This window comes from Bifidobacterium sp. LH_450 (genome assembly GCF_056356715.1).
Window position 1 is genome coordinate 202,526 of record NZ_JBKEUU010000001.1, and the last position, 16,765, is coordinate 219,290.

14 protein-coding genes and 2 tRNA genes are annotated in these 16,765 nt (G+C 63.9%); 3 read left to right on the forward strand and 13 right to left on the reverse strand.

Annotated features, from left to right (window positions below):
* Positions 1–3 precede the first annotated feature (3 nt).
* The 3 genes from AC1AXT_RS00975 to AC1AXT_RS00985 all read right to left on the reverse strand — a co-directional run bounded on the left by AC1AXT_RS00975 (position 4) and on the right by AC1AXT_RS00985 (position 3,833).
* Positions 4–2,007, reverse strand: coding sequence for an AMP-dependent synthetase/ligase (locus tag AC1AXT_RS00975; RefSeq protein WP_476539881.1), 2,004 nt, complete (start codon positions 2,005–2,007; stop codon positions 4–6).
* Positions 2,008–2,041: 34 nt separating this feature from the next.
* Complete coding sequence (locus AC1AXT_RS00980) at positions 2,042–2,380, reverse strand: Rv3235 family protein (RefSeq protein ID WP_476552809.1); 339 nt, start codon at positions 2,378–2,380, stop codon at positions 2,042–2,044.
* Between the two features lie 328 nt (positions 2,381–2,708).
* Positions 2,709–3,833, reverse strand: coding sequence for a GuaB3 family IMP dehydrogenase-related protein (locus AC1AXT_RS00985; protein ID WP_476539884.1), 1,125 nt, complete (start codon positions 3,831–3,833; stop codon positions 2,709–2,711).
* A gap of 154 nt (positions 3,834–3,987) precedes the next feature.
* Here AC1AXT_RS00985 and AC1AXT_RS00990 point away from each other — a divergent pair, with 154 nt between their 5' ends.
* A complete protein-coding gene (locus AC1AXT_RS00990; RefSeq protein ID WP_476539886.1) occupies positions 3,988–5,211 on the forward strand; it encodes an NADP-dependent isocitrate dehydrogenase in 1,224 nt (407 codons plus the stop codon).
* 166 nt (positions 5,212–5,377) lie between these two features.
* Complete coding sequence (locus tag AC1AXT_RS00995) at positions 5,378–6,841, forward strand: hypothetical protein (protein ID WP_476540544.1); 1,464 nt, start codon at positions 5,378–5,380, stop codon at positions 6,839–6,841.
* A 6-nt stretch (positions 6,842–6,847) separates the two neighbouring features.
* On the opposite strand, the gene AC1AXT_RS01000 is transcribed toward AC1AXT_RS00995, so the two are convergent.
* The 10 genes from AC1AXT_RS01000 to AC1AXT_RS01045 form a co-directional block, all read right to left on the reverse strand.
* Complete coding sequence (locus tag AC1AXT_RS01000; RefSeq protein WP_476539887.1) at positions 6,848–7,441, reverse strand: M23 family metallopeptidase; 594 nt, start codon at positions 7,439–7,441, stop codon at positions 6,848–6,850.
* Positions 7,442–7,558: 117 nt separating this feature from the next.
* Entirely contained in the window at positions 7,559–7,942 is a 384-nt protein-coding gene (locus AC1AXT_RS01005; RefSeq protein WP_476540500.1) for a transcriptional regulator, read from the reverse strand.
* Positions 7,935–8,303, reverse strand: a complete 369-nt coding sequence (locus tag AC1AXT_RS01010; RefSeq protein ID WP_476539889.1) for a helix-turn-helix domain-containing protein — start codon at positions 8,301–8,303, stop codon at positions 7,935–7,937. The genes AC1AXT_RS01005 and AC1AXT_RS01010 overlap by 8 nt, the downstream gene beginning before the upstream one ends.
* Positions 8,304–8,506: 203 nt before the next feature.
* Positions 8,507–8,579, reverse strand: a tRNA-Asn gene (locus AC1AXT_RS01015).
* Between the two features lie 54 nt (positions 8,580–8,633).
* A tRNA-Asn gene (locus AC1AXT_RS01020) sits at positions 8,634–8,706 on the reverse strand.
* 88 nt (positions 8,707–8,794) lie between these two features.
* A complete protein-coding gene (gene tsaD / locus AC1AXT_RS01025) occupies positions 8,795–9,838 on the reverse strand; it encodes a tRNA (adenosine(37)-N6)-threonylcarbamoyltransferase complex transferase subunit TsaD (protein ID WP_476539891.1) in 1,044 nt (347 codons plus the stop codon).
* A 34-nt stretch (positions 9,839–9,872) separates the two neighbouring features.
* Complete coding sequence (gene rimI, locus AC1AXT_RS01030; RefSeq protein WP_476540502.1) at positions 9,873–10,331, reverse strand: ribosomal protein S18-alanine N-acetyltransferase; 459 nt, start codon at positions 10,329–10,331, stop codon at positions 9,873–9,875.
* A gap of 50 nt (positions 10,332–10,381) precedes the next feature.
* A complete protein-coding gene (tsaB, locus tag AC1AXT_RS01035) occupies positions 10,382–11,200 on the reverse strand; it encodes a tRNA (adenosine(37)-N6)-threonylcarbamoyltransferase complex dimerization subunit type 1 TsaB (RefSeq protein WP_476539893.1) in 819 nt (272 codons plus the stop codon).
* Between the two features lie 100 nt (positions 11,201–11,300).
* Positions 11,301–11,942: a putative ABC transporter permease gene (locus AC1AXT_RS01040; protein WP_476539895.1), complete on the reverse strand. Its 642-nt coding sequence runs from the start codon at positions 11,940–11,942 to the stop codon at positions 11,301–11,303.
* A 236-nt stretch (positions 11,943–12,178) separates the two neighbouring features.
* Positions 12,179–14,659, reverse strand: a complete 2,481-nt coding sequence (locus tag AC1AXT_RS01045) for a phosphoketolase (protein WP_476539897.1) — start codon at positions 14,657–14,659, stop codon at positions 12,179–12,181.
* 517 nt (positions 14,660–15,176) lie between these two features.
* Here AC1AXT_RS01045 and guaA point away from each other — a divergent pair.
* Positions 15,177–16,736: a glutamine-hydrolyzing GMP synthase gene (guaA, locus tag AC1AXT_RS01050; protein ID WP_476539899.1), complete on the forward strand. Its 1,560-nt coding sequence runs from the start codon at positions 15,177–15,179 to the stop codon at positions 16,734–16,736.
* Positions 16,737–16,765 lie beyond the last annotated feature (29 nt).

Consider the following 16,765-nt stretch of genomic DNA (forward strand, 5'->3'; position numbering starts at 1 on the left):
TGGCTATTCCTCCTTGGCTTCCTGTGGGTCTTGCTGGTTTCCAGCACCAGATTCTACGCCGTCCCCGACATCCTCATGGCGCTTCATGCGCTCCTGCACGCTCTCCAGCGCATGGCTCATGCTTTCGGAAGCCTGCTTGACCGATTCGGCCGTCTTGTCGAGGATCTGCACGCTGACCGGCACCGGCTTGTTGCTGGGCTTGGGCGCGTAGATCTCCCCTTCGATCAGCTCGGCGTAGCGTTCAAGCACCTTCGGCCGCACGACCTTCATCGATGCGGTCAGCGTTCCCTCGTCAAGGCTGAAATCGTGCGGCAGTATGACGAACTTGCGCACCGATTCGGCGCGGGAGACGTCGCTGTTGGCCTTGTCGACGTATTGCTGGACCAGGGCGTGCGCGCCGTCGGAATTGGCGATGTCCTCCATCGACAGTTCCGGATCGAGCCCTTGCTGGGCCATCCAGGAGCGCGTCATCTCCTCGTCGAGCGTCACCAGCGCGCCGATGAACGGCTTGTTGTCGCCTACGACGACGGCATGAGCCACGATCGGGCAGCTGCCGATGACGCCCTCGAGCGGCGCCGGGGTGACGTTCTTGCCGCCCGCCGTGATGATGAGGTCCTTCTTGCGTCCGGTGATGTACAGGAAGCCTTCATTGTCGATGGTCCCGAGGTCGCCGGTATGCAGCCACCCGCTCGGCTCCAGCACTTCGGCCGTCAGCTGCGGGTTCTTGAAATACCCCAGGAAGACATTCGGGCCCTTGACCAGGATCTCCCCGTCCTCGGCGGTGCTGACGCTCATCCCCGGCCCCGGCCGGCCTACCGACCCTGCGCGGTTGGCGTCCTGCCAGTTGACGACCATCGGGGCCGCCGTTTCGGTCATGCCGTAGCCCTGGATGAAGACCAGGCCATCCTGTCCATTGAAGAAATGCACGAGGTCGGGGTTGATCGGCGCCCCGCCGCATGCCAGGTACTTGAGGTTCGGGCCCAGCGCCGAGCGGAACGAAGCGCCGACGGTGCCCATGTAGAAGGAATGCTTCATCCGCTGGGCGCGCGTCGGCTTCTCGTTGCGGTTCTCCATCAGCGACCAGTCGACGAAATGCTGGAACGCATTGGCGAACACGCGCCCCTTCATGCCGGCGCCGGCCTTCTGGGAGGCGGCATTGTACACCTTCTCGAACACGCGCGGCACGCCCAGCAGATAGGTGGGCTTGAAGCTGCGCAGGTCGGCAAGCAGGTGCTGCGCCCCCGGCACGTAGCCCACTACGCCATGGCCGCCGATGGCGACGTACTGGATGTAGCGGGCAAAGCAGTGGGCCAGCGGCAGGAACAGCAGCAGCCGGTTGGGCTCGTAGAGCATTTCCGGCAGCACCTCGTAGCCGTTGAGCACGATGTGGGTGAAGTTGCGGTTCGACAGCATCGCGCCTTTCGGACGCCCCGTGGATCCGGAGGTGTAGACGATGGTAAGCAGATCGTCGGCCTTCACCCTCGCAATCGCCTCGTCGAGGGCGTCGTCATCGACCGATTCGCCGAAATTGATCAGGGCTTCCAGTGCGCCGTTGCGGAAATTGAACACGTAGCGGAACTCGTCGTCCTGCTGCGCGATGCGTTCAAGCACCTGAACATGCTCTTCGTCGCCGCCGAAGGCGATGACCGGGTTCACCTCCCGGATGATCGCCCCGGCCTGCCGTTCCGAATCCGTTTCATAGATCGGCACCGATACGGCCCCGATGGCGGCGCATGCGAAGTCGATGACCCCCCACTCATAGCACGTTGCGGAATAGATGACAACCATGCTTCCCTGCTTCGCGCCAAGGGCCATCAGGCCTTTCGCGACGCTGCGCACCTCGGCGAGCATCTCTCCCGCGGTCACGTCGTTCCACATGCGCAGGTCGTCCTGATACTGCGCAATCAGGTCCCCCGGATCATCCAGGGCGCGGCGCGACAACAGGGAATACACGGTGTCGTCATCGGTGGTCGAATAAATGGGCTGTAAACCGTATTCGCGAAGCATACGACCAACTATATAGCTTCGCCAGCCCGCTGGCTTACCCGATGTCCGCCAGCGTACAGATCCATTTCGAATGGACTCTCGTGAACACCAGGCTTACCCATCGTTCCAGCGCGCCGGTGCATACATGGATGGCCATGTCCACCTTGGTCGAGGTCAGCACCATTCCGTTGACCAGCCGGGGCGAGACCGGGGCATAGATCCGGCTGGCGGCCATGAGGCCCAGCGTCGTATTCGGATTGTCGACGCACAGCTCGGCCATCGCGGCGAGGCGTTCCAGGCATTCCTGGGTGGCGAGCCCCTCCAGCCTCGACAGATCGCGCCTGCGCCGGATGACGTCCAGCGCGAGGACGACGAAGCGGCATCCTCCCAGCACGGCCTCTTCGGCCTGCCTTCTGGTGGGAAGGTCATCGGAACATGCCTGCAGGTGGTACCTGACATCGGGAAGCCCATTGGCCGTCCGGATGATGCCATCCTGGGATGGCAGGATCCTCCTGATTCCCCCTCCGAATCCTTCCGGTAGATCTGGGTGCCGAGTCATCATCGCTCTCCTTTCAGCTTCATGGCGCGGGAACCATGTCCCGACTGTTGATGATGCCCAGCAAACCACAAAAATGCCCCACTGTCAGGAGGGGGCACAAAACCTGTGGATAATTGTGGAAAACTCGCGAAATCTATGCGGTTTTCGTGAAGCTGCAAGGGAATTAGCGGCGTCGTTCAGGCGTGACGACCACCCCGCACCTTTGAAAGCTCTTCACATCCACGTATCCCGTGGACGCCATGGCACGGCGCAGGGCGCCGATGAAGTTCACCGTCCCGTCGGCGCGGTGGCTCGGCCCGTAGAGGATTTCACGCAGCGTGCCGACGGTGCCGACCTGGCTGCGGCGCCCGCGCGGCAGCGTGGCATGGCGCGCTTCGGCGCCCCAGTGCATGCCCCGGCCCGGCGCCTCCTCGGCGCGCGCCAGCGGCGTTCCCAGCATCGCGGCATCCGCCCCCATGGCGAGGGCCTTGACGAAGTCGCCCGAGTAGCCGGTCCCGCCATCCGCAATGACCTGCACGTAGCGGCCACCCGATTCATCCATATAGTCGCGCCGGGCTTCCGCAACGTCCGAAATGGCCGTCGCAAGGGGCATGTCCACGCCGATGGTGCTGCGGTTGGCGGAAACGGCGCCGCCCCCGAAGCCGACGAGAACGCCGGCGGCGCCTGCCCGCATCAAATGCAGCGCGGCCGTATAGTTGGTGGCTCCCCCGACGATGACCGGCACGTCGAGATCGTAGATCAGCTGCTTGAGGTTGAGGGGCTCGTGGCCCTGGGAAACGTGTTCGGCGGAAACGGCGGTACCGCGGATGACGAACAGGTCGACGCCAGCTTCAAGTACGGCGGGAAGGAATTCCTCGGTGCATTGCGGGGACAACGCGCCGGCAACCGTCACGCCGGCTTCGCGGATCTGGCCGAGGCGTTCCTTGATCAGCGTCGCCTTGATCGGCTCGGCATACGCCTCCTGCAGGAAGGAAATCGCCTGCGAGCCGTCGCGTTCGGCGGCCTGCCGCAGAATCGGCTCGGGATCGTCGTACCGCGTCCACAGGCCCTCGAGGTCCAGCACCCCCACGGAGCCAAGCTTGCCGAGTTCGATTGCCGTTTGCGGGCTGACGACGGAATCCATGGGCGCCGCGATGATCGGCACGTCGAATTCATACGCATCCACCCGCCACGCAGTGGAGACGTCCTCCGGATCACGCGTCCTTCGGGACGGGACGATGGAGATATCGTCCAAGCCGTATGCCATCCGGCCTTTCTTGCCAAGGCCGATTTCAATTTCCTGAGCCATGCCTTTACCGTATCGGCCCCGGATGACACGGACGCAGGCGGCAACACGGCCGTTTTCCTATGTGGACTTCGCGCGCGGCGCGAAACATCGATGCGCTAAAACCTTGAACCTGTAACACAATTCCCCCGGGACACAGCCACGAGGAGGGCACCGCATGGGCAAAATCAAGGTTGAGGGAACCGTCGTGGAACTCGACGGCGACGAAATGACCCGCGTGATATGGAAGGACATCAAGGACCGCCTGATCCTCCCCTATCTCGACGTCAATCTCGACTACTACGACCTTGGCATCGAGAACCGCGACGCTACCGACGACCAGGTCACGATCGACGCGGCGCAGGCCATCAAGCGCGAGCATGTCGGCGTCAAGTGCGCGACAATCACCCCCGATGAGGCCCGCGTCGAGGAATTCGGCCTGAAGAAGATGTGGAAGTCGCCCAACGGCACCATCCGCAACATCCTCGGCGGCACGATTTTCCGCGAGCCGATCGTCATTTCCAACATCCCGCGCCTGGTGCCCGGATGGACGCAGCCAATCGTCGTGGCCCGCCACGCATTCGGAGACCAGTACAAGGCGACCGACTTCAAGGTGCCGGGCGCCGGCCAGCTGACCGTCACCTTCACGCCGGCCGATGGCTCGGAGCCCATCGAACACGTCGTGTTCGACTATCCCGGTTCCGGCGTGGCGCAGGTGCAGTACAACCTCGACGAATCGATTCGCGGCTTCGCCCGGGCCTGCTTCAATTACGGCCTGCTGCGCGGCTACCCGGTATACCTGTCCACGAAGAACACCATCCTCAAGGCGTACGACGGCCAGTTCAAGGACATCTTCGCCGAGGTTTTCGAAACCGAATACAAGGATCGGTTCGAGCAGGAAGGCCTGACCTACGAGCACCGGCTGATCGACGACATGGTGGCAAGTTCGCTCAAATGGCATGGCGGCTACGTATGGGCCTGCAAGAACTACGACGGCGACGTCCAGTCCGATACCGTCGCCCAGGGCTTCGGATCGCTTGGCCTGATGACCTCGGTGCTGATGACGCCCGACGGGCAGACCGTCGAAGCGGAAGCGGCCCATGGCACCGTCACGCGGCATTACCGCCGCTGGCAGGCCGGGGAAAAGACGAGCACGAACCCGATTGCCTCGATCTATGCGTGGACAGGGGGCCTGAAGCATCGCGCCAAGCTGGACGGCACGCCCGAGCTGGGCCGTTTCGCCACGACGCTCGAAGACGTCATCGTCTCCACCGTTGAGTCAGGCCGCATGACCAAGGACCTGGCGATGCTGGTCGGCCCGCAGCAGGAGTGGCTGGATACCGAAGGGTTCATGGATGCCCTCGATGACGGCCTGGCCAAGGCGCTGGCAAGCCGGTCCTGACGCATCGGCTTTCCTGGCTTCATCCCGGCGCAGCGAAGCGCGGACGCAAGGCGAAACGCCCTCGCGCGCGGATGGGGCCGATCAGGCGGACCCGGAACATTGTTTCCGGGTCCGCTTATACAATGGAACAGCCGTTGCCGTCATGAATGAAGAAAGCGCAGATTCCATGAAATCCCCTCGCCGCATCCTGCACCGCCTAGCCGCCGCCGCGGCGGCTGTCGCCATAGCCGGATCGCTGGCGGCGTGCTCGCAATCAGGGCAGTCGTCGGCCGTCTCCACCCAGACGCCGTCAACGGGATCGGTCGCCATCTTCACGCCGTCCGACGGCATTTCACTGTCCAGCGACGTGCCGCTCAACCGCTGGAATGACTGGACGCCGGCGCTTGAGCAGGCCCTCGAAGACGCCGGCGTCGCCAAGGACGACATCACCTCCACGTCAAGCTCCAGCCTGGAGAAGCAAAGCCAGGATATCCAGGACTACGTCGTGGAGCATGTCAACGACGCCAAGGACGAGCAATACGCGGACGCCTCCACGGAAGCGTCCGCCATTACGCTGGTCGTCGCCCCGGCCTGCGCAGACGGCAGCATCGCGAAATACTATGGCGACTATGTCACGCAGCCTACCAGCTCGCTGAACGGCGACGACAAGTCATCGCTGGAACGCCTCGCATCCTCGCTGACGCTGGCGCAGAATGCAGGCATGCATGTGGTCCTCGTCTCCGGCACGTTCGAAGGCTTCGAGCCCGATGCGGTCATCCAGATGTCGACCGGCCGCCGGATCGGCGCGCTCCAGGCGACGCAGATGGTCAAGAAGCTCGCGCTGGACAAGGCATCGTCCAGCAACCCGCGCCATATCGAAATCGTGCTTCCCTATGACTCCTCCTCGGATGACGGCGCGGAATTCGCGGCCGAAGCCTTCGCGGGGGCGTGGGGCGTGCTGCAGCCCTATTTCCAGGATGGCAAGGCCATAAGCCCGTCGGGCACCCTCACGGCATCCACCACGTCTTCGCAGTGGCACGAGGTGGCCTGCGACGGTGCCAAGAAGGAAAGCATCGAGGCGGAAGTCAAGGAACGCCTTTCGCCGGATGGCTCCAAAACGCCCCAGGCAATCGACGGCATCATCGCGATGAACGACTTCGGCGCCTCCGCGGTGGTTTCCGAACTGGACAAGCTCGGCTATACCGGCTCGGCAGCCGATATCAACCCCTCCATCACCATTTCCGGCATCATCGATTCGTTCGCCGGCAAGAAGGACCTGGACAAGCAGTCCGTCCCTGCCCCGCAAGGCGCCGGGCACTCCGGTTCCCTGGCCCAGGGCGCCCAGAGCGATGCATGGCCTCTGGTGACCGGCTACGGCGCTTATGTCGGCAACATGCCCGACATCGTCGACGCCAAGCAGTGGATGACGGGGCTTGAGGATCGCGATGCCATCGCGCAGGGCACCGCGCGCATATGCATCGCGCTCAATCAGCAGCAAACGCTCGAGGGCATCGAGTCGGTGGAGGAAACCGCCGTCAACGGCACCAAGACCAAGACCCTTGAAGTGCCGCTGCTCGCGGTCAACGCCTCGAACCTGAGGGAAACGCTGATCGACCCCGGCTACATCACGCTTGCCGACGCGGGCCTGTGAGCGCCGCTACCCCTCCAGGGGCAACAGCACGATGCGTTGCGCGCCAAGCAGCGTAGAGGGATCGACATAGCCGGCATCGTCCTTGATGCCCCAATGCACGCAGGTATCGGCGCAATGGTCCGATACGCCCTGGGCAATGGCGAACGCTTCGCCGCGCGCTACCTGCGTTCCGTGCTGCAGCGTCGTCTGCGCCGGCTCGAACGTCAGCGTCAGCGAGCCATGCCGCAGGCTCACCACGGATTTCGACGCCACCTTCCCCGCAAACGACACCACGCCGTCAGCAGGCGCAATCAGTTCGCGTGAAGCATCCAACGCGACGTCGATGCCGCGATGCCCGCTGCTCCACTGGTACTCGGGCCGTTCGAACACGCTGGCGATGCGCCCGGCCCGTACCGGCAGCACCATGAGCTCCGCGCATTCTTCCGACGCCTGCGCGGCATGGCGCCCGGTATCGGCGCATGCCCACGCCGCCGTCGCCAGCGCCGCCAGGGCGACGCACAGGGTCGCCATGAGCCGGCGTGCCAGCGCCTGCCGCAGCCCGCGCCTATAGGCCCTTCTGCGCCGTTCATCGTTGTCGCCGTTCCATGCATAGCCATCCATAACCGCCCCCTTGTCCGAAAGCCTTGGTCCAAGTCTGGGCTTGCAGGACGAAGGATTCAACGCATGGGAAAGGATGTGGATGGCAACCCATGTCGTCCACGGCAATCCACATTGCGACTATGAAGACAAGTCGTCCAGAACCTCGTCGATGAGCAGGCGGCGCGAGACATCCGCCCCCGGCGCAAGCCGCGGGAAACGCCGGGATGCATTGGCGGGCGCGCTGCCGGCCGCACGGGCGACGTTCGATTTGCTCGCCCCGCGCGCAACGGCCTTTTCAGCCAGCCGGTCGACCAGCGAATCGGCGACTTCGCGCAGCTGCTCGGCCACCCAGATCTGAGCCGCCTCCGGCGACATGCCGTAATCTTCGGCCAGTTCGGCCGACGCTTCCTGAACGGCCGCCCACAGCACCATGAATGGCTTGCGGAAGTAGACGGCGCGCTCTTCGAAGGGCTCCTGCGCAAGTTCCCGCAGTGCCTTGCGGTCCTTCGCGTTGTCAGGCATCGTCATCCACGGAACGCTGCGGCGCCTCCTCGTCTTCATAGACGATCTGGGCTCCGGTCAGCTCGCGTACGCGTTCGGCCACCGCGCGTTCATAGGAGGCGGGAAAGGCATCGGCCGGCCGGCCGGCATCCTGGCGTGGCACGCGCAGGACGTTGCGGCCCGCAGCCGCAGCCGTCCACACCGTCCTGTCGAACTGCGCTTTCAGCTCCAGCATGTCCCGGGCATACCGTTCGGAAACGGAACGCTTCGATTCCCAGCGCTGCACGCTGTATTCGGCGACTCCCCAACGGCGTGAAAGCCATTTGGTCGTCAATCCCATCGATTCCCTCAATGCTTTGAATTCCGCAGAACTCAACGTCATGAGCCAATCCTCCCAGTGGATTACCGTTATGCTTTCCCCCAGTGCCGAGAAGGGTTGCAAACTTCCCACGCCTAATGGCATCAAGGATTCCTCTACGATGATAGGGCGCGCCCACGAACGAACGGGGACACAGGCCCCGTGCTGGACAGGCAGTCCAGTACGCGAAAAGCCGCCGGCGACACGCCGACGGCTTTCGTTATCCGCTCCTGCGGCTGGGCTTGAACCAGCGACCGTCCGATTAACAGTCGGATGCTCTGCCAACTGAGCTACGCAGGAATGCTGCTTCTCCACTGCTTGCGCAATGGCCAAGACGCGCAACCGTCTTGTTCGCTCCTGCGGCTGGGCTTGAACCAGCGACCGTCCGATTAACAGTCGGATGCTCTGCCAACTGAGCTACGCAGGAATGCTGCTTGCTGAATCACTTCAGCGCACAAGTCATATAGTTTACAAATCGATTGCGATAATGCAAATCGACGGCGTGTCGTCTAGATTCACAAGGAAATGCGGTCAAGCGGCATGGCGGAATCAATGGGGAAATCCACCGGCGACGGCGCAACGGACGCGGCAACGAGATTCGATCCCAGCATCGCCACCATCGCCCCGTTGTCGGTGCACAGCCCGATATCGGGAATCCTTACGTCGATGCCATGTTCCGCGCCGGTATGCGCAAGCTTCTCCCGCAACTGGGAATTGGCCGAGAACCCGCCGCCCACCAGCAATGTCGTCGCGTCGTACCGCAGGCACGCGTCGACGGCCTTCCTCGAAAGCACCGAGGCCACCGCATCCGCCAGCGACGCGCACACGTCGTCGACGGGGATTTCATGGCCTTGGTCACGCTCCCCTTCAACCCACCGGGCCACGGCGGTCTTCACGCCGGAGAAGGAGAAATCATAGGGATGCTGCCTGCCAGCCCGTCCCTGCGTAAGGCCCTGCGGCACCGCAATCGCATTCGGATCGCCATGCGTGGCATGCCTATCGATGTGTGGGCCGCCCGGATACGGGAAGCCCAGCAGCCGCGCCACCTTGTCGAAGCACTCCCCCGCCGCATCGTCCAGCGTGGTGCCCACGACGTCGACCTTGCGCGCGATGTCCTCGACATGCAGCAGCGACGTATGGCCTCCGGAAACGATCAGCGCGAGGCTATTGGCAGGTACCGTGCCGAACTGCAATTGCGTTACGGCAATATGGCCGATGACGTGGTTGATGCCATAGAGGGGCTTGCCAGACGCCCACGCCAGGGCCTTGGCGCCGGAAACGCCCACGGCAAGGCAACCGGCAAGACCCGGGCCTGCCGACACGGCGATCGCGTCGACGTCGGAAAGCTCGAGCGACGCGTCCTGCAATGCCTTGGCGACTACGGGCACGAAGGATTCGGCATGCGCGCGCGATGCGATTTCCGGAATCACGCCGCCATAGCGGGCATGTTCATCCATCGACGACGCCACGACGTTGCTGAGCAGCGCATTGCCTTGCACGACGGCGGCCGCCGTTTCGTCGCAGGTCGATTCCAGTCCCAAAACAATCGGTTCGCTCAACGCGGCCGCCTTCCTTCGCTATGATGGGCCGCGGCTATGCCTGGAACGCTTTCGATGCGAAACCGGCAATGCGCGGCGACAGTTCCAGACTCATCGTATACGCATCGATGCCCTCAGGCTGGTAGTAGCGCTTGCGCAGCCCCATGCGCGTGAAGCCGAAGCGCTCGTAGAGCGCAATCGCCGGAGCATTGTCGACGCGCACTTCCAGAAGCATGCGCCGCGCGCCCTGGGCCGCCGCCCGCGCAATGAGGTCCTCCATCAGCGCTGCCGCCAGGCCGCGGCGTTGCGCATGCGGGGCCACCCCGATCGTCATCAGCTCGGCGTCGTCGCCGTCGAACCAGAACCCTGCGTAGGCAAGCAGTTCCGGGGTGCCCTGCGCGTCGCCGTCCGAGGCAATGAACCGGTATGTGCGGGCAGGCGCATCCAGCTCCTGCCGGATGCTGCGCTCGCTCCACGCGCCCTTGCCGAACAGCTCGCGCTCCAATGCGGCCATCTGCGCGGCCAAGGCATCGCCGAACGCTTCCGCCCCGACGGTAGCAACGGTCACTGGGGCTGCCCTTCGTGGGTGACGGGCTTGAGCGGCTGAGGCACGGATACGTCAGGGCGCCGCAGATAAAGCGGCTCCAGCGAATCGGGCTGCTTGTGGGCGTCTTCATCGCGTTCGGCCATCTGGGCGAACATGGCGAGGCCGGCCTTCCCGCAATCCAGCAGCGAATGGTCGATGACGCAGCCAAGGCCGTCTATGGCCTCCCACGCCTGGGCATACCGCGCAGCGCCGTGGCCTGCGACATCCACGCGGACATGGGCCTGCGGATGCGCCTGCCGATAGGAAGCGGCGGCGTCATTCACGCGGGCGGCGATGGACTGGGCGCCATCGATGTCCATGTCGATGAGGGCGCCGTCATTGCCTTCGCCGTCGTATGGATCGGCAAGCAGCGTGAAATACAGCTGCTTGCGCCTGGCGTCGTTGACGGCGAGGGTCAGGTAGACGTCCCCGTCCTTGCGCGCCGGCACGTCCTTGAGGAACGCGACGTCCGCCAGGCGCGGATCGGAACAATGCGCATAGTGCATCATGGCGGCTTGAGGGGTAAGGTCATCCAGCCCCAGTATCTCCGCGCCAGTGGCCTGCGCAATCGCCTTGGCGGCCACGATGCCGGCCCGCAGCCCGGTAAACGGGGCCGGCCCGATGCCCACCACCACGCGCATGATGTCGGCGGGGGCTATGCCCGCGGCACGGGCGGCACGGTCGATGTTCGGCTGGAGCTTTTCGACATGGGTCCGCGAATCCTCCTCGACGACCGGGTCGCATCCGACGAATCCGACCGTAGAGCCGTAGGACGTGTCTATGACGAGCGTGTGCATGGTGTATTGCCGCCTTTGCTTTGAACAACTGACAGGGATGGTTCCGCATCCCATTGTGTAGCGTAATCACGCACGTGGTCATCGGTTCACGCTAGCAGCGTCATGCAGCGGCCAGCCCGGGCACATACGAAAAGACGCAGGCGGCGGCGAACAGCAGGCACAGTACGGCGAACGTCCAGTTGGCGGCTACTGGCTTCAATGCCGCGAACAGGCGGCATATCAGCGGGTAGAACACCCACACGTAGACTACCGCCAGCAGCCCGATGAAGAAGTCGTTGACCAGCCATCCCTGGCCCAGTATGTTGCCAGGCAGACTGGAATTGTCCCAGAACGGGTACTGGCCCAGCTCGTTGGGCTGGTTGATCAGCAGCCCTATGCCCGTCTCCAGCAACGCGCTCAGAGCGAACGCCAGCACGAACGTTTCCAGCAACGCGCCCCACAGGGTCTTGCGCCGCGACACGATGATTTCCTTGAGGGGCTCTATCGCCAGCGTCATGACGACGGCCCCTATGCCATAGACCCAATACGGCACATACCATGGGTCATGCCATACCGCATAGTCGTCCGCGACGATGCCGAACAGATGGTCCATCAGCCGGCAATAGGGCATTTCGCACCAGTGGCCGACGATGCTGAACAGCATGAGGCTGACGAGCAGCGAACGCCAGAACGCCCAGGTCCGCGGCTGGAAATACCCCAGTTCGTCGGCTTTCACCGCATCATGCAATGCAACGCGTTTCATGGTCCCCTCCCCGCCTAGGCCGCTACGGCATACGATGTCCCCGACTCGAAGGGTACCTCCCCGAATGGCGGTACGCCATGAGAAAAGGCGCAGCGACGGCGGTGCCGCACTTCCCCCGGCCGCGAACGGAGGCTGTACGGCTTGCGCTTTCCACGCGAAGAACGCGAGGGGCTGCCTGGAACAATCCAGACAGCCCCTCGCGGCGCTATGCGATTACCGGCTTCGGCCGGCGGTCATCACTCGTTGTCGCCAGCGGTGGCGGCGGTGGCGGTGACGGCGCCCGGCTTGTCGGTCTTGACGCCCGGCCACACCCAGTCGGTGTAGTCCGGAATGTCGTAGCCGTTGTCGACGGCGAACTCGTAGGCTTCCTTGCGGAAGGCTTCGAGCTTGTCGATCTCGTCGGCGTACTTCTCGGCGTCGATCGTGCGCAGGGCCGTAGCGGTCAGCTCGTAGCGGTCGATGTCGTTGACGCGGACCATGTCGTACGGCGTGGTGGTGGAGCCCTGCTCCTTGTAGCCGACCACGTTGAAGTTGTCGTGGTTCGGGCGGTCGAAGATCAGGCCACGCACGTCGTGCGCATAGGAGTGGTAGGCGAAGAGCACCGGCTTGTCCTCGGTGAAGAGCTCGGCGAACTCTTCGTCGGACAGGGCTTCGTCGTTCTCCTTGGCGGACTGCAGCTTCAGGAGGTCAACCACGTTGACGACCTTGAACTTGACGCCGAGCTGGTTCAGCTTGTCGGCGGCAGCCATGAGCTCCTGGGTCGGAACGTCGCCAGCGGCGGCGAGGACGATCTCGGCTTCGTCGTTGGACTTCACGTTGGAAGCCCACTTCCACTCGCCGGCGCCCTTCTCGACGAGCTCGCGGGCTTCGTCGAGGGTGACCCACGTAGCGGCCGGCTGCTTGCCGGCGACGATCGCGTTGATCTGGTTCGTCGACTTGTAGACCTTCTCGCCGAGGGCCAGCAGGACGTTGGAGTCGGTGGCGAAGTAGATGTTCACGACGTGGTCGTTGTTGAACGTCTTGTTCAGCAGCACGGAGGTGACGCCCGGGTCCTGGTGCGAGAAGCCGTTGTGGTCCTGGCGCCAGACGTGCGAGGAGACCAGCAGGTTCATCGAGGAGATCGGCTTGCGCCACGGGATTTCGCGGACGGTAGCCTCAAGCCACTTGGCGTGCTGGTTCAGCATCGAGTCGATGACGTGGACGAAGGACTCGTAGGAGCTCCAGATGCCGTGGCGGCCGGTGAGCAGGTAGGCCTCGAGGAAGCCTTCGCACTGGTGCTCCGAGAGCTGCTCGGTGACCTGGCCGGTGACGGCCATGTGCTCGTCGACGAGGTCGCGGGACAGGTAGCCGTTGTCCCACTGCTTGTTGGTCACTTCGTAGGCGGCCTGCAGACGGTTCGAAGCCGTCTCATCCGGTCCGAAGATGCGGAAGGAATCCGGGTTGTTGCGGATGACGTCGCGGGTGTAGGCGCCCAGGCGGCGGGTCGCTTCCAGCTGGCCCCAGCCGTGGCCGAATTCCTTGACTTCCTTGACCTCGTAGTCCTCGAGGTTCGGCAGCTTAAGGTCTTCGCGGATGACGCCGCCGTTGGCGTTCGGGTTGGCGCCGATGCGCAGCTCGCCCTTCGGCATGAACGCGGTGACGTCGTCCTTCACGGAGCCGTCGGCGTTGAAGAGCTCTTCCGGCTTGTAGGAAGCCATCCAGTTCTTCAGGATGTTGAAGTGGTCGATGGTGTCGCGGGCCGAAGCCAGCGGGACCTGGTGCGCGCGCCAGGAGCCTTCGGTCTTCTTGCCGTCGATGTACTTCGGGCAGGTCCAGCCCTTCGGAGTGCGGAAGATCAGCATCGGGTAGATCGGACGCGTGGTGTCGTCGGTCTCGGCAGCGGCCTTGATATCGCAGATCTCGTCGAAGATCGTCTCGAACAGGTCGGCGAAGCGGCGGTGGATGGACAGGTGGTCCTCGTCGTCGAAGCCGGCCACGAACTCGTACGGGTGGTAGCCCAGTCCGCGGAAGAAGTCATGCAGCTCCTCGTCGGAAACGCGGGCGAGGATGGTCGGGTTGGCGATCTTGTAGCCGTTGAGGTGCAGGATCGGCAGCACGATGCCGTCGGTGCGCGGGTTGACGAGCTTGTTGGACTGCCAGCCGGTGGCCAGCGGGCCGGTCTCGGCTTCGCCGTCGCCGACGATGGCCGGAACGAACAGGCTCGGGTTGTTCATCACGGCGCCGTAGGCGTGGCTCAGGGCGTAGCCCAGCTCGCCGCCTTCGTGGATCGAGCCCGGGGTTTCCGGAGCGAAGTGGGACGGGATGCCGCCCGGGTAGGAGAACTGGCGGAAGAACTTCTGCAGGCCAGCTTCGTCCTTGGTGATGTTCGGGTAGTACTCGGTGTAGGTGCCATCCAGGTAGGACTGGGCGGTACCAGCCGGGCCGCCGTGGCCCGGGCCCATGATGAAGACCGTGTTCTGCTGGTGATCGGCGATCAGGCGGTTGATGTGGGCAAGAAGGAAGTTCAGGCCCGGGGTGGTGCCCCAGTGACCGACAAGGCGGTGCTTCACGTCGTCGCGGGTGAAGGGCTCCTTCATCAGCGGGTTGCTGCGCAGATAAATCTGGCCAATGGACATGTAGTTGGACGCACGCCAGTACTTGTCCATTCCCTCAATAGCTTCCTCGGAAACCGGGCGGTTAAGCTTCTTCCAAGGGGTGCCAATAACAGGACTTGTCATGTGTACTCCTGTACTCCTGCACTTTGAAGTGCATATTGTTTATTTCCAGTCGGTCACGCAGCCCGCTTCAACTGTGCATCGGCCGCGGCCGCGCTCCCAATCGCTTGTTTATATTACGGGAGCTGGGTGACTTTTGAACCCTTTTTGGAATTGTATGAGCGCAAATGTTAGGTTTTCTACCGTTTTTGTAGCTTTCGGCCTTCGATTTGTGAAGATGAAAAACCAAAAGCGGCTGCCCGAAAACCCCTGAAAATCAAGGGAATCCCTGTCCTTGCAACGGTTCGCCGCGTTAAGTTCCTAAAGATTATAACGGCGTGTTGAAAACCAACCGCCCAAGGCGCTCAGCGGGCCGCGCCACGCCAACGGCAACCAAACGAACACAAGGCAACGCCTTGGGCTCCGCGCAATGTCGGCTTGGGCCGACACAATGGATTCGTCGCGGGACGCGACTTGCGTCCGGCCCTTGAAGAAGGCCGGGCATACCCACAGCAACCATATATCGTAAGGGGTCGCACCTATGGCTACCAGGCCTGTTCTCGTCATTGATTTCGGGGCGCAGTACGCCCAGCTCATCGCGCGCCGCGTGCGCGAGGCGGGGGCCTACTCCGAACTGGTCCCCCATTCCATGCCCGTCGAGCAGATGCTCGCCAAGGACCCCCAGGCCATCATCTTCTCCGGCGGCCCGGCCTCCGTGTTCGAACCGGGCGCGCCGTCGATCGACCCCGCCATCTTCGAAGCCGGCGTTCCGGTGCTGGGCATTTGCTATGGCTTCCAGCTCATGGCGCACGAGCTTGGCGGCGACGTCGACAAGGCGGCACTCGGCGAATACGGCAAGACCGAAGCGCGCATCGACTCGGCCACCGGGCTGCTGGCCGGCTCCCCCGCCGGCCAGGACGTATGGATGAGCCACGGGGTCGCCGTCAAGGAGCCGCCCGCAGGCTTCGAGGTCATCGCGCACACCGAAGGTGCCCCGGTGGCGGCCATGCAGGACGAATCCCGCAAGCTCTACGGCGTGCAGTGGCACCCGGAGGTCAAGCACACGCCGCTTGGCCAGGACCTCATCGAAGCATTCCTCGACCGGGCCGGCGTGACGCGCGACTGGAACGCGCAGGGCATCATCGAGGAGCAGGTGGCCGCCATCCGCGAACAGGTAGGCGACGCGCAGGTCATCTGCGGCCTGTCCGGCGGCGTGGATTCCGCCGTCGCGGCGGCGCTCGTGCACAAGGCGATCGGCGACCAGCTCACCTGCGTCTTCGTCGACCATGGCCTGCTGCGCAAGGGCGAGGCCGAACAGGTGAAGCACGACTTCGTCGAGGCGACCGGCATCAAGCTGCTGCCGGTAGACGCTTCCGAGGACTTCCTGACCGCCCTGGCGGGCGTGAAGGAGCCTGAGCGCAAGCGCAAGATCATCGGCGAGAAGTTCATCCGCACCTTCGAGAAGGCGCAGCGCCAGGTCATCGAAGACGCCGGCGCGGAAGGCAAGGAAGTCAAGTTCCTCGTGCAGGGCACCCTGTACCCCGATGTCGTCGAATCCGGCGGCGGCGACGGCGCGTCCAACATCAAGAGCCATCACAATGTCGGCGGCCTGCCGGATGACCTCAAGTTCGAGCTGATCGAGCCGCTGCGCACGCTGTTCAAGGACGAGGTGCGCGCCATCGGCACCGAGCTCGGGCTGCCCGACGAAATCGTATGGCGCCAGCCGTTCCCGGGGCCGGGCCTGGGCATCCGCATCATCGGCGAAATCACGAAGGAACGCCTTGACGTGCTGCGCGAAGCCGACGCCATCGCCCGGGAGGAGCTGTCCGCAGCGGGCCTGGACCGCGACATCTGGCAGTGCCCGGTCGTGCTGCTGGCCGACGTGCATTCGGTGGGCGTCCAGGGCGACGAGCGCACCTACGGCATGCCGATCGTGCTGCGGCCGGTCTCCAGCGAGGACGCAATGACGGCCGACTGGAGCCGCATCCCCTACGACGTGCTGGCGAAGATCTCCACGCGCATCACCAACGAATGCCGCCAGATCAACCGCGTCGTGCTCGACTGCACGAGCAAGCCGCCGGCAACGATCGAATGGGAGTGATGCCCTGAGGCCATAGCGGCCAACGGCAG